This window comes from Agrobacterium sp. GW821-FHT14E08 (assembly GCF_058803865.1).
This window is the reverse complement of the sequence record NZ_JBXAPJ010000001.1, coordinates 1,396,436-1,415,053: the sequence shown is the minus strand read 5'-3', so window position 1 is coordinate 1,415,053 and position 18,618 is coordinate 1,396,436. Positions and strand designations below refer to the sequence as shown.

Annotated in this window: 20 protein-coding genes and 1 riboswitch; of the genes, 10 read left to right on the top strand and 10 right to left on the bottom strand. The window is 60.5% G+C overall.

Going from position 1 to position 18,618, the window contains the following annotated elements:
• The first annotated feature begins 91 nt into the window (after positions 1–91).
• From AC1ROR_RS06995 to AC1ROR_RS06985, 3 genes are all read left to right on the top strand, one after another.
• Positions 92–913 (top strand): sulfite exporter TauE/SafE family protein, encoded by an 822-nt coding sequence (locus AC1ROR_RS06995; protein WP_035242351.1) that lies wholly within the window; start codon positions 92–94, stop codon positions 911–913.
• A gap of 104 nt (positions 914–1,017) precedes the next feature.
• On the top strand, positions 1,018–1,944 hold the full coding sequence (locus AC1ROR_RS06990; RefSeq protein WP_498588983.1) for an ABC transporter ATP-binding protein: 927 nt from the start codon (positions 1,018–1,020) through the stop codon (positions 1,942–1,944).
• Positions 1,941–2,702, top strand: coding sequence for an ABC transporter permease (locus AC1ROR_RS06985; protein WP_035224119.1), 762 nt, complete (start codon positions 1,941–1,943; stop codon positions 2,700–2,702). Before AC1ROR_RS06990 ends, AC1ROR_RS06985 begins: the two co-directional genes overlap by 4 nt.
• A gap of 74 nt (positions 2,703–2,776) precedes the next feature.
• On the opposite strand, the gene ribB is transcribed toward AC1ROR_RS06985, so the two are convergent.
• The 4 genes from ribB to AC1ROR_RS06965 form a co-directional block, all read right to left on the bottom strand.
• Complete coding sequence (gene ribB / locus AC1ROR_RS06980) at positions 2,777–3,418, bottom strand: 3,4-dihydroxy-2-butanone-4-phosphate synthase (RefSeq protein ID WP_498588982.1); 642 nt, start codon at positions 3,416–3,418, stop codon at positions 2,777–2,779.
• A gap of 119 nt (positions 3,419–3,537) precedes the next feature.
• Positions 3,538–3,687: riboswitch (FMN riboswitch) on the bottom strand.
• Between the two features lie 160 nt (positions 3,688–3,847).
• Positions 3,848–4,555: a TIGR02281 family clan AA aspartic protease gene (locus AC1ROR_RS06975; protein WP_080834909.1), complete on the bottom strand. Its 708-nt coding sequence runs from the start codon at positions 4,553–4,555 to the stop codon at positions 3,848–3,850.
• Entirely contained in the window at positions 4,552–4,746 is a 195-nt protein-coding gene (locus AC1ROR_RS06970) for a DUF1289 domain-containing protein (protein WP_080834906.1), read from the bottom strand. The genes AC1ROR_RS06975 and AC1ROR_RS06970 overlap by 4 nt, the downstream gene beginning before the upstream one ends.
• A gap of 19 nt (positions 4,747–4,765) precedes the next feature.
• On the bottom strand, positions 4,766–5,551 hold the full coding sequence (locus AC1ROR_RS06965; RefSeq protein ID WP_035224315.1) for an adenosylcobinamide-GDP ribazoletransferase: 786 nt from the start codon (positions 5,549–5,551) through the stop codon (positions 4,766–4,768).
• Positions 5,552–5,704: 153 nt separating this feature from the next.
• Between AC1ROR_RS06965 and cobT the strand changes: the two genes are divergently transcribed.
• Together cobT and AC1ROR_RS06955 are read left to right on the top strand one after the other, a co-directional pair.
• Positions 5,705–6,727 carry a nicotinate-nucleotide--dimethylbenzimidazole phosphoribosyltransferase gene (gene cobT, locus AC1ROR_RS06960; protein ID WP_035224130.1) on the top strand — a complete coding sequence of 341 codons (1,023 nt, stop codon included), beginning with the start codon at positions 5,705–5,707 and terminating at the stop codon, positions 6,725–6,727.
• An 8-nt stretch (positions 6,728–6,735) separates the two neighbouring features.
• Positions 6,736–7,140 (top strand): diacylglycerol kinase, encoded by a 405-nt coding sequence (locus tag AC1ROR_RS06955; protein WP_035224133.1) that lies wholly within the window; start codon positions 6,736–6,738, stop codon positions 7,138–7,140.
• A 6-nt stretch (positions 7,141–7,146) separates the two neighbouring features.
• On the opposite strand, the gene pdhS2 is transcribed toward AC1ROR_RS06955, so the two are convergent.
• Entirely contained in the window at positions 7,147–8,682 is a 1,536-nt protein-coding gene (gene pdhS2, locus AC1ROR_RS06950) for a two-component system sensor histidine kinase PdhS2 (protein WP_498588981.1), read from the bottom strand.
• A 108-nt stretch (positions 8,683–8,790) separates the two neighbouring features.
• On the opposite strand from pdhS2, the gene AC1ROR_RS06945 reads away from it, so the two are divergent.
• The 4 genes from AC1ROR_RS06945 to AC1ROR_RS06930 all read left to right on the top strand — a co-directional run bounded on the left by AC1ROR_RS06945 (position 8,791) and on the right by AC1ROR_RS06930 (position 11,844).
• Entirely contained in the window at positions 8,791–9,384 is a 594-nt protein-coding gene (locus tag AC1ROR_RS06945; protein WP_498588980.1) for a thermonuclease family protein, read from the top strand.
• The gene (locus AC1ROR_RS06940; protein ID WP_308400192.1) at positions 9,377–10,030 is read left to right on the top strand and encodes a uracil-DNA glycosylase family protein; all 654 of its coding nucleotides are present in this window, start codon (positions 9,377–9,379) and stop codon (positions 10,028–10,030) included. Before AC1ROR_RS06945 ends, AC1ROR_RS06940 begins: the two co-directional genes overlap by 8 nt.
• 70 nt (positions 10,031–10,100) lie before the next feature.
• Entirely contained in the window at positions 10,101–10,589 is a 489-nt protein-coding gene (locus AC1ROR_RS06935) for an Lrp/AsnC family transcriptional regulator (protein WP_003507846.1), read from the top strand.
• Positions 10,590–10,878: 289 nt separating this feature from the next.
• A complete protein-coding gene (locus tag AC1ROR_RS06930; protein WP_080834896.1) occupies positions 10,879–11,844 on the top strand; it encodes an aliphatic sulfonate ABC transporter substrate-binding protein in 966 nt (321 codons plus the stop codon).
• Positions 11,845–12,115: 271 nt separating this feature from the next.
• Here AC1ROR_RS06930 and AC1ROR_RS06925 read toward each other — a convergent pair whose 3' ends face one another.
• The 5 genes from AC1ROR_RS06925 to AC1ROR_RS06905 all read right to left on the bottom strand — a co-directional run bounded on the left by AC1ROR_RS06925 (position 12,116) and on the right by AC1ROR_RS06905 (position 15,976).
• Positions 12,116–12,940 carry a class I SAM-dependent methyltransferase gene (locus AC1ROR_RS06925; RefSeq protein WP_035224143.1) on the bottom strand — a complete coding sequence of 275 codons (825 nt, stop codon included), beginning with the start codon at positions 12,938–12,940 and terminating at the stop codon, positions 12,116–12,118.
• Positions 12,941–13,023: 83 nt separating this feature from the next.
• Complete coding sequence (locus tag AC1ROR_RS06920; protein ID WP_035224318.1) at positions 13,024–13,290, bottom strand: usg protein; 267 nt, start codon at positions 13,288–13,290, stop codon at positions 13,024–13,026.
• Positions 13,291–13,458: 168 nt separating this feature from the next.
• Positions 13,459–14,289: an ABC transporter permease gene (locus AC1ROR_RS06915; protein ID WP_498588979.1), complete on the bottom strand. Its 831-nt coding sequence runs from the start codon at positions 14,287–14,289 to the stop codon at positions 13,459–13,461.
• The gene (locus AC1ROR_RS06910) at positions 14,286–15,089 is read right to left on the bottom strand and encodes an ABC transporter permease (RefSeq protein ID WP_035224148.1); all 804 of its coding nucleotides are present in this window, start codon (positions 15,087–15,089) and stop codon (positions 14,286–14,288) included. Before AC1ROR_RS06910 ends, AC1ROR_RS06915 begins: the two co-directional genes overlap by 4 nt.
• A 113-nt stretch (positions 15,090–15,202) precedes the next feature.
• Positions 15,203–15,976: an ABC transporter substrate-binding protein gene (locus tag AC1ROR_RS06905; protein WP_035224151.1), complete on the bottom strand. Its 774-nt coding sequence runs from the start codon at positions 15,974–15,976 to the stop codon at positions 15,203–15,205.
• A gap of 346 nt (positions 15,977–16,322) precedes the next feature.
• Here AC1ROR_RS06905 and AC1ROR_RS06900 point away from each other — a divergent pair, with 346 nt between their 5' ends.
• On the top strand, positions 16,323–18,587 hold the full coding sequence (locus tag AC1ROR_RS06900) for an OmpA family protein (RefSeq protein WP_498588978.1): 2,265 nt from the start codon (positions 16,323–16,325) through the stop codon (positions 18,585–18,587).
• Positions 18,588–18,618 lie beyond the last annotated feature (31 nt).

Genomic DNA, 18,618 nt, shown 5'->3' with positions numbered 1-18,618 from the left:
ACTGACCTGCGGCCAACATGGCTTGCCGCCCGTCTCTGATACGCTATGAGGGTCACATGTTTGTGACAACAGACCCTTGGAGCCCGCCTTCATGCCCCCTGTTTCAGAGATAATGGTCTTTGCCGCGGCGCTTGCAGCGGCGGGCGTGATCGCCGGTCTTCTGGCGGGGCTGTTCGGCATCGGCGGCGGCGCGGTGCTGGTGCCCGTCTTCTACCAGGTCTTCGGGCTGCTGGATGTGCCGGAGGCGGTGCGCATGCATCTGTCGCTCGGCACGTCGCTTGCCATCATCGTGCCGACCTCCATCCGTTCGTTTTTGACGCATCGCCAGAAGGGCGCCGTCGATATTGATCTGCTGAAGGGCTGGATCGTCGCGGTGCCGCTCGGCACCATCCTCGCATCTGTCGTGGCCGCCCATGCCTCCAGCGTCGCGCTCCGGCTGATCTTCGCCTTCATCGCGCTCGCGCTCGCTTTCCGGATGATCTTCAACCGGGCGAGCTGGCATCTTGGTTCCGACCTGCCGAATAATCCGGGTCGTTTTCTGGTGGGCACGGGCATCGGGCTTTTTTCCGGCCTGATGGGCGTTGGCGGCGGGGTGATGAACAATACCTTCATGACGCTCTACGGACGCACCATCCATCAGGCGGTTGCCACGTCTTCCGGTGTCGGTGTGCTGATTTCGCTGCCGGGTCTGTTGGGTTACATCTGGGCCGGCTGGGGCGATGCGGGTCTGCCGCCATTTTCCACCGGCTTCATCAACTGGATCGCCGTGGTGCTCTTGATCCCCATCACGCTTGTCGTTGCGCCCTATGGCGCGCGGCTGGCGCATGCGCTCAGCAAGAAGCAGCTGGAACGGGCCTTCGGGGTGTTTCTGGTCTTCGTTGCAGCGCAGTTTTTCTATAGTGTCTACGGCTGATTTTCCTTCCCCGTGGAACGCAGTGTTCAGGCTCTCGGGCTGGCATTTGCGCGTTTCACGGCCTATATGGCGTGCATCTTACTCGGTTTTTCGAAAGATTCGCGATGAATGCCATTGTTTCGATACGGAATCTGACCAAATCCTACGCAAATGGCTTTCAGGCGTTGAAGGGTGTCAGCCTCGATATCAAAGAGGGCGAAATCCTTGCCCTTCTCGGGCCGAATGGTGCCGGAAAGACCACGCTGATCTCCATCATCTGCGGTCTCGTCAATCCGGGCGAGGGGTCGGTGTTTGTCGGCGGGCATGACGTGGTGAAGGATTTTCGCCAGACCCGCGCCCTGATCGGCCTCGTGCCGCAGGAGCTGACGACCGACCAGTTTGAGACCGTTTGGAACACCGTCAGCTTCTCGCGCGGCCTGCATGGGCAGAAGAAGAACCCTGAGCTGATCGAGAGCGTTCTGAAGTCCCTGTCGCTCTGGAGCAAGAAGGACAACATGCTGCGGGAGCTTTCCGGTGGCATGAAGCGGCGCGTGCTGATCGCCAAGGCGCTGGCGCATGAGCCCAAGGTTCTGTTCCTCGACGAACCGACAGCCGGCGTCGATGTGGCTTTACGCCGCGACATGTGGAATGTCGTTTCCGATCTGCGCGCCAAGGGCGTCACCATCATCCTGACCACGCATTATATCGAGGAGGCGGAAGAGATCGCCGACCGTGTGGGCGTGATCAATGGCGGCGAATTGCTGCTGGTTGAAGAAAAGACGGCGCTGATGAAGAAGCTCGGACGCAAGCAGCTTTTCCTCGAACTTGCCCAACCGGTGGAGAAATTGCCCAATAGTCTTGCGCCTTTCGGCCTGACGCTTTCGGACGACCGCTGCACAGTCACCTATGAAATCGAGGATAATGGCGAGCAGGGACGTATCGCCGATCTTCTCGGCGCTCTTTCCGCCGCCAACATCCATTTCAAGGATATTTCAACGCGGCAGAGTTCGCTTGAGGATATCTTCGTTTCGCTGGTGGGAGGCCAGAAATGAATTTCGAAGCCATCAAGGCCATCTACCTGTTCGAAATGGCGCGCACCCGCCGCACCCTGTTGCAGAGCGTGGTATCGCCGGTCATTTCCACGTCGCTTTATTTCATCGTGTTTGGAACCGCGATCGGGTCGCGGATTCAGGAGGTTGGAGGGGTTTCCTACGGCGCGTTCATAACGCCCGGCCTCATCATGCTGACGCTTTTGACGCAATGTATCGCCAACGGCTCCTTCGGCATCTATTTCCCGAAATTCACCGGCACGGTCTACGAAATCCTCTCGGCGCCCGTGTCGATGACGGAAATTGTCGCCGGTTATGTCGGGGCGGCGGCGACCAAGGGCCTGATGATCGGCACGATCATCCTGATAACGGCATCCTTTTTCGTGGATATCACCATTGCCCATCCGTTCATGATGATCCTGTTCTTTGTGCTGACAGCGGTAAGTTTCAGCCTGTTCGGTTTCATCATCGGCATCTGGGCGACGAATTTCGAACAGCTGAACCTCATCCCCATGCTGGTGGTGCCGCCTTTGACCTTCCTCGGTGGCAGCTTTTATTCCATCGACATGCTGCCGCCCTTCTGGCAGACGGTCAGTCATTTCAATCCGGTGCTGTATCTCATCAGCGGTTTCCGCTGGAGCTTCTACGAGATCGCCGACGTCAATCCCGTCATCAGCCTTGCGATGATCACGCTGTTCCTCGCAATCTGCCTTGGGGTCGTCAGCTGGATGTTCAAGACCGGTTACCGGCTGCGGAACTGAGGTTTCAGCGCTTCAGTTACCCATTTCACGCCCGGCTCGCGCCGGGCGTTTTCGTATTTACAAGCAGGCGCAGATCAGGCGACCTGCTTCTGTGCCACGTCCTCGACAACCTCGCCCTTGAGGTAAGCAACGAGGTCCTTGATCGTCACGACGAGCAGGCCGTGGCGTTCGGCGAAGACTTCGAGCTGGGGCAAGCGGGCCATGGTGCCGTCGTCATTGGCGATTTCGCAGATGGTGCCGGACGGAAATTTCCCGGCGAGGCGGCAGAGGTCCACGGCGGCTTCCGTGTGGCCGGTGCGGCCGAGAACGCCCTGTGGATTGGCGCGTAGCGGGAAGATGTGGCCGGGACGGGCGAAGTCTTCCGGGCGCGAACCCTCCGACACCAGCGCACGCACCGTCGTTGCCCGGTCCGCCGCCGAAATGCCGGTGGTCGTGCCGGGAATATAGTCCACCGAAACGGTGAAGGCGGTCTTGAGGGATTCGGTGTTGCGCGACACCATCAGCGGAATGTCGAGCGCATCCAGACGCTCGCCCGGCATGGCGACGCAGATCAATCCGCGCGCATGGTTCATCATGAAAGCGATCTGCTGGGGTGTGATGCTGTCGGAGGCGGCGATGATATCGCCTTCGTTTTCGCGGTCTTCATCGTCAACCACAATCACCATCTCGCCACGGGATATGGCCTCGATGGCGTCTTCAATTTTAGCAATGGTCATTTTCTTTCTGGCCTTTCAAGGGTTATGCCGTGTTGCGGCATTTTCGCGCTTCGAGAAGCGCCAAATATCCCTTGGGCGAACAATGCAATGCGAAGCCCGCAGCGCGCGGGTGTCCTATGCCTTGTCCTCTTCCATCCGGACTATACCGTCGGCTCCGGCCTCTCACCGGATCTGCTGACCTTCCGGCTTTGGAGACCGAAAGCGCTCGCGGGCTCCGGGAAAATCCCGATACCGCCGGTGGGGAATTGCGCCCCGCCCTGAGAACATTGCCAACATAAATTATCAATCGAGAGGGAATCAAGGGGTAAGGCTGCGCTATGTGGCGACACGGGCGAAAAGAATATCCCGATTTTCTTCCATCAAGGGAATTTCCGTTCAGGGCGTGTGGCTATGTCGGCGCAACGCGAATATTCGTCGAACGACCGCGTTTTACCGATCCCTCAATCTCAGCTCATCGGTCTGCATTTGCAGTGATCCAAGCGTCGACAGGAAGCTCATGCCGAGCAGGCTTTGGCCCAATTGCCCATCCTGCGCCACAAGGGCCGGGATGTTGCGCCGCATGATGGGGCCGATGCCGATTTCCGACAGGGTGACGGGAGCCGCCGCCGTGCGGCCGTTCGCCGTCATGACCGGCACGGTGTAACGCAGGCTCGCCGTATCGATGCCGATTTCGGCCGCATCCGCATTTGCAAGCACCACGGAGCTTGCGCCGGTATCGACGAGCATGTGGATGGTCTTGCCGTCGACGCTCACATTCGCCTCGAAATGGCCGCTCATCGATTTGTGCAGGACGATCTCCTGTTCGCCGCCGGATGTGGTTACAACAACGGCGCGGCCCGGCATCAGGCCGCCCAGCAGCCGGTCGCCGAAGGATTGCAGGTCGTAGCGATAAAGATAGACCGAGACGAGGCCGAGGATGATGACGAGCCACACGGCAAGCTGCCGCATGACGGTGCCGAAGCTGCCACGTCTTCCCGCCAGAATGCCGACGGACAGGAGCCCGGCAATCGGCAGGAAATAGATCATCTGTCCGAATTTGTCGTTGTCGATGCCGAAGGTGCGGCCGCTGTCGTGATTGACGAGAAGCAGGCCGAGACCGACGGCCAGCAGGAGGAGAACGATGGTCAGCCTGTTCATGCGGTGCGCGTCTCCTTGGCGGCGTCCTTGCCTGCTTTTGCCAGTCTTTCCGGAAGCGTCTGCATGATCTTCCGGCGTTTCTCGTCGCTATAGCTCGCCCAGCCGCCGATCTCCTCCAGCGTGCGGCCGCAGCCGATACAGAGGCTGTTGGTCGCATCAAGGGAGCAGATGTGAATGCAGGGTGTTTCCATGGTGATCTATATCAGGCCGTCATGCTGCGAGGGCAAGGGCGATGAGAATCACGATCTCCGTGATCTGCTGGCAGGCGCCGATGGTATCACCGGTGTGGCCATCGATCTTGCTGACACAGAGCCTGCCGAAAAGCGCCGCCGCCAGGCAGGCTGCGGCGACCACGATCACGATCGACACAAAGGGCAGGGCGTGCAGCGTGAAGAGCACGAACAGCAGGAGGCCGGTCGCCAGCGCGATGTTGCGCTCGCTTGTCCCGGGCTGCCCGGCGGCAGCGGCGATGCCGGAGGATTTTGCAGCGGGCAGCGCCTGCCAGTGCCACACCATCAGGGCACGGCTCATCACCAGCGCGGCAATCAGGCAACCGGCGGCGGTTTTGGCGGGCAGGGTCTCGATCAATGATGCGAGTGCCGTTGCGCGCAGCGCAAAGGACAGGATCATGGCGATCGTGCCATAGCTGCCGATGCGGCTGTCCTTCATGATGTCAAGCGTTCGCGCCTTTTCCTTGCCGCTGCCGAAGCCGTCGGCCATGTCGGCCAGCCCGTCCTCGTGCAGCGCGCCGGTGATGAGCGCGATAAGGGCGATGGCGAGCCAGCCCGTGAGCTGAGGCGAGGCGTCAAAGGTGGCGAGAAGGATGAGGAGGAAAGCGGCGGGCAGGGCGATCAACAGGCCGGCGGCGGGAAAAGCGCGGGCGGTGCGGCGCATGGAGATATCGTCCGCATTATTAAAGAAGCGCGAGGGGACCGGCAGGCGGCTGAGAAAGGCAAGGGAATGCATGACATCTGTTATAAAATCTCCGGCCTTCATGCTCTCTCCGCTGCAGTCCTTGCATTTCCGGTTGTTCCGCGGCGCATCCGCGATTATGAGAGGCGCAACAAAGACCGATTTGCCGGAAAACACAAGTTTCCGGACGCATGAGCCGATGCGAAAGCCAACCCGGCTACGAAAGAGACTGATATCATGAGCATGAGCGGATTGCCCTTCGATGATTTCCGCGCGCTGCTGCGCGAGCTTCCCGGCCCGGACACGCATGCGCTTGTGGCGGCCAAGGAGCGCAATGCGCAATTGACCAAGCCTGCGGGCTCGCTCGGCCGTCTGGAAGAAATCGCCATGTGGCTTGCCGCATGGTCCGGTCGTTCGCCTGCCGTCACCCGCCCGCTGGTGGCCATTTTTGCTGGCAATCATGGCGTTACGCGTCACGGGGTCACGCCCTATCCGACTTCGGTAACGCAGCAGATGGTGGAGAATTTCGCGGCAGGCGGTGCGGCGATCAACCAGATCTGCGTCTCCAACGATCTCGGTCTCAAGATATTCGACCTGGCGCTTGACTACCCGACCGGCGATATCACCTGCGAGCCGGCCCTTTCGGAGCGCGATTGCGCCGCGACCATGGCGTTTGGCATGGAGGCGATTGCCGGCGGTACCGATCTTCTCTGCGTCGGCGAAATGGGCATCGGCAACACCACCATCGCGGCGGCGATCAATCTGGCGCTTTACGGTGGTACGGCGGAAGAGTGGACCGGTCCTGGCACCGGCTCGGAAGGCGATGTCATGGCACGCAAGATCGCAGCGGTGAAGGCTGCCGTGGAGTTCCACAGGGATCATCTGTCTGACCCGCTGGAAATCATGCGCCGCCTTGGCGGACGCGAGATCGCGGCGATTGCAGGGGCCATCCTTGCCGCCCGCGTGCAGCGTATTCCCGTGCTGATCGACGGCTATGTGGCGACGGCCGCCGCCGCGCTCCTGAAGGCGGCCAATTCTTCGGCGCTCGACCATTGCCTGATCGGCCATGTGTCCGGCGAGCCCGGCCATCTGGCCGCCGTTGAAAAGCTTGGCAAGACGCCGCTTCTGGCGCTTGGCATGCGGCTTGGCGAAGGCACGGGCGCCGCTCTGGCCGCCGGCATCGTCAAGGCTGCCGCCGCCTGCCATTCCGGCATGGCGACCTTTGAAGCGGCGGGTGTGGACACCCGCATCAGCCATTGAGGTCACAGATGGACGCGACGCCGCAGGAAAAGCAATCTGAGCCCGCCTTCCGCAAGGAAAAGGGCTGGCGGCATCTTTTTGCCGCCGCGCGCTACTCCGTGCAGGGGCTGGGGCGGCTGTGGCAGGAAGCGGCTTTTCGGCATGAGGTTCTCGCCTTCGGCGTCGGGCTTGCCCTGCTTCTGGTCGTCGGCGCGCCCTTTGCGCATCTTCTTGTCTTCACGGTGCTGATGCTGCTTCTGTTTGCGGTCGAGGCGCTGAATACCGCGATTGAAGAGCTGGTGGATCGCATCTCACCGGAAATCTCCTCGGTCGGACGGCATGCCAAGGATCTCGGCTCCTTCGCCGTCTTCTGCCTTTTGACGGCAAACGGATTTTTCGTGCTTTATTCGCTGGTGACGACGCTGTTCTTTTGAGGCGTCTCAGGCGAAGGATCGCCGGCGCGGCTGGACCGCGTGGGTCTCTTCCACTGCCGGCAGGCTTTGCAGCACGCGTTTTGCCGGCAGGATGGCGATGCCTTCGGTGCCTTCGCGTAATTTTGACTTCAATATGAACTGGCCGTCATGCTTGGCGAGGATGGCCTGAACGATGGGCAGGCCGAGCCCGGTTCCCTGTTCAGCGCTCTTGATCGCAATCGATCCCTGGCCAAAGGCCGACAGGACGATGGGGATTTCGTCCTCGGGAATGCCGGGGCCGTTATCCCTGATCGATACATATTGCCCGCCACCCGCCGTCCAGCCGGCTTTGACGAAAATCTCACCACCCTGGGGTGTGAATTTAACGGCGTTGGACAGAAGGTTCAGGATCACCTGGCGGATCGATTTTTCATCGGCCCAGACCTGCGGCAGGCTGCTTTCGAACTGCTGCGAGATTCTGATGTTCTTGGCGCGGGCGCGAAGCTGGATCATGCCGATGCAATCCTCGGCGATTTCCAGCATCGAGATGGATTCCTCGTTGAGGTCGTAACGCCCGGCCTCGATGCGCGACAGGTCGAGGATTTCGTTGATCAAATCCAGAAGATGCTGGCCCGAGCGGTGAATGTCGCCGGAATATTCCTTGTAGAGTGGATTGTTGAGGGGGCCGAGCACCTCCGAGGCCATGACTTCGGAGAAGCCGAGAATGGCGTTGAGCGGCGTCCTGAGCTCGTGCGACATGGAGGCGAGAAAGCGCGATTTTGCCAGATTTGCCTCTTCCGCACGCCGCCGGGCCTCGTCCGAGACAGAGTTGGCGACTTCGAGTTCGGCGATCAGGTCGTCCTTTTCGGTCTGCGACGAAAGCAGCTTGACGCTGGTCTGATATAGCCGGCTGGTGATGCGGTGACAGAAAAGGATCGCCATGCCGAACATCAGGGCAAGGCCGACATCGAAGGGATCGCGCGATATGGCCGATGTGACGCAGAGAGCGGCCAACACCGGCAAGAAGGTCATGAATGTCGCCCGCCGTAGCATGAAATTGGCCATGGCTGTCAGCGAAAGAGCGATCAGCAGCGTCGCGCCCTTAAAGAAGAGGACGAGTGTTGGATCGTTGCGTGCCGGTTCGGCGAGCGCGAACATGGCCCAGGCGCAGCCGATAAGGATTTGCATGCCGAGGAAGAGATTACGCCAATGCTGGAGATTTTCCGCCGTGATCCCCTGTTTTGCCGCCCTTTTGGCCACCAGCAGGGATATGGCGTGAACACTCAGCGCGATGAGCGACCAGACGATCAGACCTATGTCACGGGTGATGTACAAACCGATGATGGAGGCGAGCACGATGAAAAGCGGCATGATCATCGCGCCCTGAAGGGCTTCGGCGATGTGCATGGTCAGCATTTCACGTTCATAGGCGTCACTTCCGCCAGCGCCCTGCTGCAGGCGTTCGCGTGTCGTCTTCACCGTGTCGAAAACAGCCTTGTTGCGGTGTTTTTTCGACCGGTCGACGATGATCTTGTCCGTGGACGTGCTGACGCTTTTACTCATTGTTACAACGTGGGGTGACATGAACCCTTGCAGGCTACGCGCAAAATCTTAAGAAGATGCTGCCGTGAAAGGATTTGTTTGCCATTTCTGACAAGGGTTTGTTGTTACATGGGACGAAACGGAGGCAGGCGCCGGGGTTTTTCAGCGTTCCGCGACGGCGGGCTTTTTCTTGCCACGGTTTTTATTGGCATTCTGATTGCCGCCAAGCTCGATCAGATCAACAGCGAAACCCATAGCGGCCGTTTCTTCGTGATCGATGGCGATACGCTCGCAAAGGGCGGAGAAAGGTTCCGGCTGCTTGGCATCGATGCGCCGGAGCTCTCGCAAACATGTGAGCGCGGCGGCGAAAGCTGGCCGTGCGGCGAGGAGGCGCGCCGTATTCTGCAAGGGCTGAGCGCGGGTGCGGATTTTTCCTGTTCCGGCAGTTCTAAGGATCGTTATGGGCGGCTTCTGGTTTATTGCTCCGCTGGCGGCAAGGATGTGTCTGCGGCAATGGTGGCGGCGGGCTTCGCGGTTGCTTCCGGCTATTTTCAGTTCTCCGGCGAGCAGGCGGCCGCACGCCGCGAGGCGCGTGGTATCTGGGCGGGTGAATTCGAAAAACCGTCGCAATGGCGGCGGGAACACCGGGCGGCGGATATCGAGACGCCCGCTGCCGGCTTTCTGACCATCATCCGTCATCTTCTGGGGTGGAAAAATGGCTGAGACAGGTCGGTCTGCACCCATGGGCGACGACGGGCTTAACGGGCTGCGCGACGGGGTCGCCCGCTGCCGCATCTGTCGCGACACGCCGCTAAAAGGGGCGGCCGATCGCTTGCCGCACGAACCCCGGCCGGTGGTGGTGATATCGAGGAAAGCGCGGATCCTGATAGCCGGGCAGGCGCCGGGGTTGCGCGTGCATGAAACGGGTCTGCCCTTCAACGATGCTTCCGGCGACAGGCTTCGCCAATGGCTTGATGTGGACCGGGAGACTTTCTACGACCCGGATCGTTTTGCCATCGTGCCGATGGGGTTCTGTTTTCCCGGTTACGACGACAGGGGCAGCGATCTGCCGCCACGGCGAGAATGTGCGCCGCAATGGCGTGAGCGGGTAATGGCGGCAATGCCGCAGGTGGAGCTGATCCTTGCCATCGGTCAATATGCGCAGGCCTTCCACCTTGGTGACAGACGGCGAAAAACCATGACCGAGACGGTGCGCGACTGGCGCAGCTATTTTTACTCAAATTCAGGCCCGGCCATCTTCGCGCTGCCGCATCCGAGCTGGCGCAATACCGGCTGGCTGAAAAAGAACCCGTGGTTCACACAGGAGCTGTTGCCGGTTCTTCGCCAACATGTGGAAATGCGGCTTTAGTGAAACAATTTTCTGTTTTTCTCTAAAAATTAGTGTATTGAAAGGAAATTAATTCAGGAGGGTAGACGCATTGGATCGCCTAGACCGTAAGATTTTGCGCATTCTGCAAGAGGATTCCACGCTGGCCGTTGCCGATCTGGCGAAAAAGGTCGGCCTTTCCACGACGCCCTGTTGGCGGCGCATCCAGAAGATGGAGGAGGACGGTGTCATTCGTCGGCGCGTGGCGCTGCTCGATCCGGTCAAGGTCAATACCAAGGTCACCGTTTTTGTCTCCATCCGCACGGCCTCCCATTCCATCGAATGGCTGAAGCGTTTTTCGGAGGTGGTTTCCGAGTTTCCCGAAGTTGTCGAGTTCTACCGCATGAGCGGCGATGTCGATTATCTGCTGCGCGTCGTCGTGCCCGATATTGCGGCCTATGACGCCTTCTACAAGCGGATGATCGCCAAGATCGAAATTCGCGACGTATCCTCCGCCTTCGCGATGGAGCAGATCAAATATACGACCGAGCTGCCGCTCGACTATATGCTTCTCGACAATCCGAAGTCGGGCGAGGAGTGATCCCAGGCTGATCAGGCTTGATCAATGCCCTTTCCGGCGGCCGGGAAGGGCATTTTTCGTTCTGCGATTTGGCTTGCCCGGACGCCTGAGCGCGTTATCTGACCGCCGCCCAAACGGGGGCATGGCCTAGGGCGCTTCCATGCGGTGCGACAATCTTATTTCGCCTGTACCGGCAAATTCGCACATTCAATTCTCTCCGCGCCGTCTCCGCGCAAAGCGGGATTTTGATAAAATCGCTCGAATATCTACGCTTTTACTGTCGAAGGATGGAATAGCGAGGGATATCCATATGCTTACACGACGCGGAACATTGGGACTGATTGCAGGTGCGACCGGGGCGGCCTTTCTGCCGCATATCCGGCGGGCGAGTGCCGCCACCACCACATTGCGGATCGGCTGGCAGAAAAATGGCGTGATCGCGCTGGCGAAAAGCCAGGGCGCGCTGGAAGCGCTGCTGAAGGATCGCGGCATCGAGGTCAAATGGTCGGAATTCTCCTCCGGTCCGCCGCTTCTCGAAGCGCTGGGCGCAGGTGCGCTGGATATTGGCCCGACGGGCGATGTGCCACCGCTCTTTGCGCAGGCGGCCGGTGGCAATCTTCGCTATGTGGGCACCTACAAGGCGGCGGCCGGCGGATCGGCAATCCTTGTGCAGAAGGATTCGCCGCTGAAGACGCTGGAGGACCTCAAGGGGAAGAAGGTCGCCTTCAAGCGTGGCTCCAGCGCCCATAATGTCATTGTGAAAGCATTGCGGAAGGCGGGGTTGACGCTGAATGACATTACGCCCGTCGATCTTGCCCCGCCGGATGCGGCGGCCGCCTTCCGCAGCGGCAGCATCGATGCCTGGTCGATCTGGGACCCTTATTTCGCCGTGGCGGAAAAGGAACCGACAACACGGGTTCTTGCGACCGCCGACGGTATTGTCGACCCGTGGAGCTACTTTTTGGCCAATGGCGACTTCGTCGAAAGCAATCCCGATCTCGTGCCGCTGATCCTCAAGGAGCTGGCGAATGTGGGTACGAAGGCGCAGGCCAATATCGACGAGACGGCAAAATCGCTGGCGGCCATCACAGGCGTTCCCTTTGATGTCACCAAGGTCTCGCTGACGCGTCCCGGGGCCAATCTCGGGCGGGTTTCGCTGGTTCCGGATGAGGCCATTGCCTATCAGCAGGCGCTTGCGGATGAGTTCTATGATCTGAAGATCGTGCCGAAGAAGCTCAAGGTGGCGGATATCGTCTGGCGACCGAAGGCGAGCTGAGCGGGCCGGAAAAGGTGAGTCTCTTCAACCCGCTGGCGGGTGTTGCTGAGAGGTTGATTCAGGCAGGAGCCATGTGGGTTACATGAAGGGCGAGCGTCTGCCGCATATTTCTTCTCCCCGAGGGGGAGAAGGCCGCGGCAGCGGGATGAGGGGGCGAGGGTTCGGTCTATCGCCGGCGTTGCCCCCTCATCCGACCCTTCGGGCCACCTTCTCCCCGGCGGGGAGAAGGAAACTGCCGAGACGTCGGGGGCATAAGCCTCTTTATGCCGTATCAGCCCTTGAGCTTCGCGATCACCAGATGGCCGGGCGTCGGATTGCCGTCCTGCATGCGCACATTGATGTCGGTCACTTCGAGAATTTCAAAGCCGGTCGCGGCCAGTCTTTCGCGCACATAGGTTTCCGCATGGGCGAAGCGCTGGTGCGGGCCGACGATATAGGGGCGTCCGGCCATGGTCGCTTCAGGCAAGGTTTCCGACGAGAAGATCAGCAGGCCGCCGGGATTGAGGTTTTCGGCGGCTCCGAAAAACAGCGGCTCCAGCGCGCCGAGATAAGGCAGCACATCGGTGGCGGTGATGATGTCGAAGGCCTCGTCGTCATTGTCTTCGAGAAAATCCTCGGCTTCGGCGACATAAAGCGTCTCGTAGAGGTCCTTTTCATGGGCGATCTCGACCATGTTTTCGGAAATATCGATGCCGGTGATATCGTCGGCCATGTCGCGCAGTGCTTCGCCGGTGAGGCCGGTGCCGCAGCCGAGATCGAGCAGGCGCTTGAAGGGACCGAGGTTCAACGCCTGCAGCCGCTGGCGCACCATCATCGGTACGGCATAACCGAGCTGTTCGACGAGAATATCCTCGAAAGCTTCCGCGTGCTGGTCGAACAGGGTCTCGACATAGGCGTCGGGCGCTTTCGGCGGCGTTTCACCGCGGCCCATGGCGGCGATGCGAACGGCCGCGCCGCCGTGATCGTCGGGGTCGATGGCCAGAACTTCCTCATAGGCCTTTACCGCCGCGTCCACATCGCCGGCTTTTTCAAGCGCAAGCGCGCGGTTATAGGCTTCGGCAAGCGCCTCTTCGTCAATTTTCTGGTTCTTCGTCATCGTGCGGTATCCATAACGTCTCTGGTTGACGTTTGCTGTAAGCCGCAACGGGGACGGGCGCAATGTTTATGTGGCGCGACAGCTCAGTGAAGGATGAACTCTCCTTTCAGCGCCCGCCATTCCTGCGCCGAGATCACCTGCCGATGCACGTAGCGGACGGAGTGTAATGGTCCGTCGAGCTTTTCCTGCCAGAATTTGAGGAAACCGTGCATTTCGGGGAAGTCCGGGGCGAGATCGTAGTCCTGCCAGACATAGGTCTGGAGAACCAGCGGATGGTCCGGCATGCGGTAAAAAATCTGGGCGGTGGTGAGGCCGTAGCCCCTCAGCATCATTTCCATGTCCTTGTTCATGACGGCGGTTCCGATTTTCATGATTGCCGATAACAGCATTGCCGCTGTATCGAATATGGGAACACGACATGGTTAATCCAAGCTTGCCAGAAGCATGGATTGTCACAAAATAGTTATATTTTTCAAAATGTTGGCAGCCTCTATTGATGAGTGCTGCCAACTTGGCCCCTAGCGTTTCAGATGGCGCGTCAGGCGGGCTTCCAGCCATGCCCAGACATGCCGGAGCGTCTCGACGATCGTCAGGTAGAAGATCGCGGCCCAGAGATAGGCCTGATAATCGAAGGTGCGGGAAAAGGCGTAGCGGGTCTGTCCCATCAGGTCGAAGACCGTGACGATGGAGACCACCGCAGAGCCCTTGATCATCAGGATGATCTCATTGCCATAGGGGCGCAGCGCCACGATCAGCGCCTGCGGCAGGATGATCTTACGGAAGGTGATGAATTTCGAAATACCCAGGGAGGCGGCGCCCTCATGCTGGCCGCGCGGGACGCTGCGGATCGCGCCGCGCAGGATTTCGGCCTGATAGGCGGCAGTGTTGAGGGTGAGCGACAGGAGGCCGCAATACCAGGCCTCACGGAAGAACCACCAGAGACCGACCGCCTCCAGTTGCGGGCGAAAACTGCCAAGGCCGTAATAGATCAGGAAGAGCTGCGCCAGAAGCGGCGTGCTGCGGAAGACATAGACATAGGCATAGGCCAGTGCGCCGATGACGCGGTTTTCCGACATGCGGGCAAAGGCGATCGGCACCGAGAGAATGGCGCCAAGGATGATCGAACTGCCGACCAGAGTGATGGTGGTGATGAGACCGTCAATATAACGCGGCCCGTAACGTTCGAATTTCGCCCAGTCCCAACCTTCGATCATCGCGAAGATCAGCCCGGCGGCGAGCAGCAGCCAGAGTGTGATGACGCCGATACCGACGATGCGCGAAATATTGAGCGGCTTGTCGATGGCGGGCGGCGCGGCGCGCGGGGGAATGAGTTCCTGGACGTGGCTCATCGGCTTGCCTCCGACTTGCGCGACCAGCGATCAATGAAACCGATGCCGACGGAGGAAAGAAGTGCAAGGATGAGATAGAGCAGGCAGGCGATGCCGTAAAAGAAGAAGGCTTCCTTGCTGACACGGGCTGCGATGCCGGTCTGGCGGACGATATCCGCAAGGCCGATGATCGAGACATAGGACGTATCTTTCAGCAGGATGACCCAGAGGTTGGTCATGCCGGGCAGGGCGATCCTGACCAGCTGCGGAATGATGACGAGTAGCATGGTGCGGCTGCGTGAAAGCCCCAGCGCCGCGCCTGCCTCATATTGTCCCTTGGGTATGGCCTTGAAGGCGGAGAGCAGCACTTCGGAGGCGTAGGACGAAAACACCACCGAAAGTGCGACCATGCCTGCCACGAAGGCATTGATCTCAACGGGACCGGTGATGCCGACATAACCGGCGAGCGATTGCAGCAGCATCTGGATGCCGTAATAGACGATGAAGAGCGTCAGCAGTTCCGGCAGGCCGCGGAAGATGGTGGTGTAAATGCCGGCGGCCAGCCGCAGCGATTTCTCTTCCGATTGCGCGGCAAGCGCGATGAGGAAACCGATCAGCAGCCCGACGGGCAGCGTGGCGAGCGCCAGCGAGATGGTGACCTTGACGCCGAAGGCGATTTCGTCGCCCCAACCCGCATCGCCGCAGGCGACGAGTGTGCCGTTTCCGAAAAGCGAGAAGAGACCGACCGGCCCGCAGAAGGGGTCGAGAAGTGTCGAGACATAGGTCCAGAACGCACCTATGGCGGAAAATGCTCCGCTCATGCCAGTTTTCCCCCGCGGTCTTAAGCCGCCGTGATTGTTATGGTTACGTTTTCAAACAAAAATGGCGGAAGGGCAAGCCTTCCGCCACGAGATTTCAACAAGCACTGTGCCTGTTACTGGCCGTAAACGTCGAAATCGAAGTATTTTTTGTTGATTTCCTGATATTTGCCGTTGGCGCGGATACCGGCGATGGCGGCGGTAAACTTGTCGGCAAGCGCCGTGTCACCCTTGCGAACGGCAACGCCCGCACCATTGCCGTTGATCTCGACATCGACCGGAAGCGGCGTCAGGATCTTGCAGCACTTGCCCGCATCCGTCTTCAGCCATTCCGACAGGACAACGATATCGTCGATAACGGCATCGATACGGCCATTGGCGATATCGAGCTTATATTCATCGGCGGTCGGGTACATCTTCACGTCGGAACCCGGGAAATGCTTTTCGGCATAGTTGGAGTGGGTGGTGGAGCCCTGTGCGCCGAGCGACTTGCCCTTGAGATCATCGACGGACTTGATCGGCGAATCCTTCGGCACGGCGATGGCCGGCGGCGTGTTGTAATATTTCTTGGAGAAGTCGACCTTCTCGAGACGCTCGGGCGTGATCGACATGGATGCGATGATGGCATCGAATTTCTTGGCCTGCAGGGCCGGAATGATGCCGTCCCAGTCATTGGTGACGAAGGTGCATTCGGCCTTCATTTCGACGCACAGCGCCTTGGCGATGTCGATGTCGAAGCCGGTCAGCGTGCCGTCGGCTTCAAGATTGTTGAAGGGCGGGTAGGCGCCTTCGGTGCCGATGACAATCTTGTCCTGCGCGAGGGCGGCGCCGGAAAACAGCGAGATGGCGGCAATCGATACGGCTGCGAGCAGACGGGTGGAAATAGGCATTTCGATCCTCTCTTTTGGTCGTTCATCCGCAGTCTGTTGTTGTTGTCAGTGCGGACGCCTTGAGCGCTGGGCGCGGCAGAACGGATTATACCGGCTGCGGCCTTCAGCGCGGCTCAGATTATTCATCCGGTTGGTCAAAAAATGCAACCGCAATATTAGTGATCGCGATTCCGTCGCCAAGCTATCACGAAAACGCCTTGATCTGTTCATTTCCGGTACAGAAGGGTTTGGTCATCATGGGAACCGAAGCGTGTGCAAGGCGTTGACCAGCGCCTGCACGCGCGGCCGGATTTTACGATGTCGCGGTATAAGCGACGCATAACGATTGGCAGATGAGGAAGCACCGATGCTGAAGAAGAACACATTGCTGACGGGGGTGGTTTTCCCCCTCATGTCGCTGGCGATTGCGGTGGAACCGGCCGCGGCCGGTTTTGCCGGCGCCGCGCGGGCGCAGACGCAGATGCCCCAGTCTCACGCTCTCCAGTCGCAGACCCCGCTGATTCTGGCGCAGGCGCAACCGGAAGGGCAGCCTGCAGAAGAGCAGAATCCGGAAGAGCTTCTGCGCAAGCAGCGCAAGCAGGCTGAGGAGGCGCAGCCCCAGGCCGAGCCGCAGAAGCAGGAGCAGGCGCCGGAACCGCCGCGTGAGCGCCCGCCGGAGCCGAAGGCCGAAGCCGAACCGCGTGCCGAGCCCCAGCGTGAAGCGCAGCCGGAACCCCAGCGCGAGCCGCAGCAGCGCGAAGCCCGCCCGGAACCTGCCCCAGCCGAACAGCCACAGGAACGCCCGCGCCGGGCGCAGGAGCCGCAGGGTGAGGGCGAACAGCGTCCCGCCCGCCAGAAGGAGGCAGCTCCCGAGGCCGCACCGGCCGAGCAGCAGCCGAAGGAGCGCCCGCGCAAACCAGAGCGGGCCGAACAGCCCGCGGGCGAGGGCGAGCAGCGCCCTGAACGTCCGCGCAAAGAACGGGCGAAGGAGCCGGCGGCCGAACAGCCTGCAGCAAGCCCCGAAAATGCCGAGCAGCCGGCCAAGCCCCGCGAACCGGCGCCCGGCAAAAAGCCGCAGGTAGAGGAAAAGGCCCCGGAACAGAAAGCCGAGCCGGCTGAAAAACCCGTTCCGGAGAAAAAACCGGCAGCCCCGGAACCTGCCGCGAAGGAAGCACCGGTTCCGACCGAAGCGCCTACGCCCGCACGTCCGCCGGCGCCGGAGGCGCAGCCCAACCCCGCACCGGGCCAGCAGCCCTCCGAAAAGCCGCCGGTAGAAGGCCAGGGCAAGACCGAGCCTGCGGCTCCGCTGCCAGGCACGCCGACGCCACCGCCGCCAAGCGGTGCGACGACCGGGCAGGCGCCTGCTGGCGAACCCGTTCCCAATCAGGTCGCCATCCCGCAGACCGAAGCGCCTGCGATGACGAAGGAGGAGCTGGACAAGGCCAAGGCGATCGCCAAGGATCCGTCCAAGACTGCTGACACCGTTATCCTGCCTGTCGACAAGGGCGCCGCCGTTCTCGACAGCGACAAGGAAGTGGAACGTTCCGGCAACCGCCAGACCCGCGAGGAGCGCCGTCGTGAACGCGAACAGGCCGGTGATGTGAAGGTTCCAACCTCCGACGCCGAGGCGCAGCGCACCGGTGCGGCCGAAGGCAAGGCCCCGCCGCCGCCCGTCAAGATGGAGGCCATCACCTCCCAGCAGGGCGAACGTGTCGATCGTCGCCCGCAATATGAACGGCCGGAAGGCGTGCGCGAATGGCAGCCGCGTGAAGGCCGTCCGCGTGACCGGGACCGCGATGCACCGATCATCCTGCAATTCGGTGATCGCGTTGTGGTGCGCGGCGACGACAACCAGCGCTTCATCCGTGATGGCGGCGAGCCCTATTACGAGCGTCTGCCCGGCGGCCGTGTCCGCGAAACGGTCGAGCGCCGGGATGGCACGCAGGTTGTGACGATCCGCAACCGTTATGGCGACGTGATCCAGCGCTCGCGAATCGACGATCGTGGCCGGGAATATGTGCTGTTCTATGCGCCCGATCTGATGGACGATCCCGACCGCGATTATGTCTATCGCGATCCGGGTCTCGACCTGCCGCCGATGCGCCTGCGCATTCCCGTTCGCGACTACATCATCGACACGTCGAGCGATCCCGACCGCGATTATTATCGCTTCCTGGAGCAGCCCCCGGTCGAGCCTGTGGAACGTGTCTACTCGCTGGATGAAGTGCGTTATTCGGCCCGTATCCGCGACAAGGTGCGCCGTATCGACCTCGATACGATCACCTTCGCAACCGGCAGCGCCGAAATTCCGATGGCGCAGGCCCGTTCGCTGCGCAAGGTGGCGGATGCGATCAACAAGGCGCTGGACAAGAACCCCGGTGAAACCTTCCTCATCGAAGGCCATACCGACGCCGTCGGTTCAGATGAAAGCAACCTCGTTCTTTCCGACGAACGCGCCGCTTCCGTCGCCAATGTCCTGACCGATGTTTACGGCATTCCGCCGGAAAACCTCGCGACCCAAGGTTATGGCGAGCGTTACCTGAAGGTTCAGACGCTCGGCCCGGAACAGCAGAACCGCCGCGTCACCATCCGCCGCGTGACGCCGCTGGTGAAGCCGGTCGCCCAGAACTGATTGGTTCAGGTGAAAAACAAAAGCCCGGAAA

Bases quoted from the DNA above. Each gene is read 5' to 3' on its own strand.
- AC1ROR_RS06995 (WP_035242351.1), top strand. From the start codon at position 92: ATGCCCCCTGTTTCAGAGATAATGGTCTTTGCCGCGGCGCTTGCAGCG.
- AC1ROR_RS06990 (WP_498588983.1), top strand. From the start codon at position 1,018: ATGAATGCCATTGTTTCGATACGGAATCTGACCAAATCCTACGCAAAT.
- AC1ROR_RS06985 (WP_035224119.1), top strand. From the start codon at position 1,941: ATGAATTTCGAAGCCATCAAGGCCATCTACCTGTTCGAAATGGCGCGC.
- ribB (WP_498588982.1), bottom strand. From the start codon at position 3,418: ATGACCATTGCTAAAATTGAAGACGCCATCGAGGCCATATCCCGTGGC.
- AC1ROR_RS06975 (WP_080834909.1), bottom strand. From the start codon at position 4,555: ATGAACAGGCTGACCATCGTTCTCCTCCTGCTGGCCGTCGGTCTCGGC.
- AC1ROR_RS06970 (WP_080834906.1), bottom strand. From the start codon at position 4,746: ATGGAAACACCCTGCATTCACATCTGCTCCCTTGATGCGACCAACAGC.
- AC1ROR_RS06965 (WP_035224315.1), bottom strand. From the start codon at position 5,551: ATGAAGGCCGGAGATTTTATAACAGATGTCATGCATTCCCTTGCCTTT.
- cobT (WP_035224130.1), top strand. From the start codon at position 5,705: ATGAGCATGAGCGGATTGCCCTTCGATGATTTCCGCGCGCTGCTGCGC.
- AC1ROR_RS06955 (WP_035224133.1), top strand. From the start codon at position 6,736: ATGGACGCGACGCCGCAGGAAAAGCAATCTGAGCCCGCCTTCCGCAAG.
- pdhS2 (WP_498588981.1), bottom strand. From the start codon at position 8,682: ATGAGTAAAAGCGTCAGCACGTCCACGGACAAGATCATCGTCGACCGG.
- AC1ROR_RS06945 (WP_498588980.1), top strand. From the start codon at position 8,791: ATGGGACGAAACGGAGGCAGGCGCCGGGGTTTTTCAGCGTTCCGCGAC.
- AC1ROR_RS06940 (WP_308400192.1), top strand. From the start codon at position 9,377: ATGGCTGAGACAGGTCGGTCTGCACCCATGGGCGACGACGGGCTTAAC.
- AC1ROR_RS06930 (WP_080834896.1), top strand. From the start codon at position 10,879: ATGCTTACACGACGCGGAACATTGGGACTGATTGCAGGTGCGACCGGG.
- AC1ROR_RS06925 (WP_035224143.1), bottom strand. From the start codon at position 12,940: ATGACGAAGAACCAGAAAATTGACGAAGAGGCGCTTGCCGAAGCCTAT.
- AC1ROR_RS06920 (WP_035224318.1), bottom strand. From the start codon at position 13,290: ATGAACAAGGACATGGAAATGATGCTGAGGGGCTACGGCCTCACCACC.
- AC1ROR_RS06915 (WP_498588979.1), bottom strand. From the start codon at position 14,289: ATGAGCCACGTCCAGGAACTCATTCCCCCGCGCGCCGCGCCGCCCGCC.
- AC1ROR_RS06910 (WP_035224148.1), bottom strand. From the start codon at position 15,089: ATGAGCGGAGCATTTTCCGCCATAGGTGCGTTCTGGACCTATGTCTCG.
- AC1ROR_RS06905 (WP_035224151.1), bottom strand. From the start codon at position 15,976: ATGCCTATTTCCACCCGTCTGCTCGCAGCCGTATCGATTGCCGCCATC.
- AC1ROR_RS06900 (WP_498588978.1), top strand. From the start codon at position 16,323: ATGCTGAAGAAGAACACATTGCTGACGGGGGTGGTTTTCCCCCTCATG.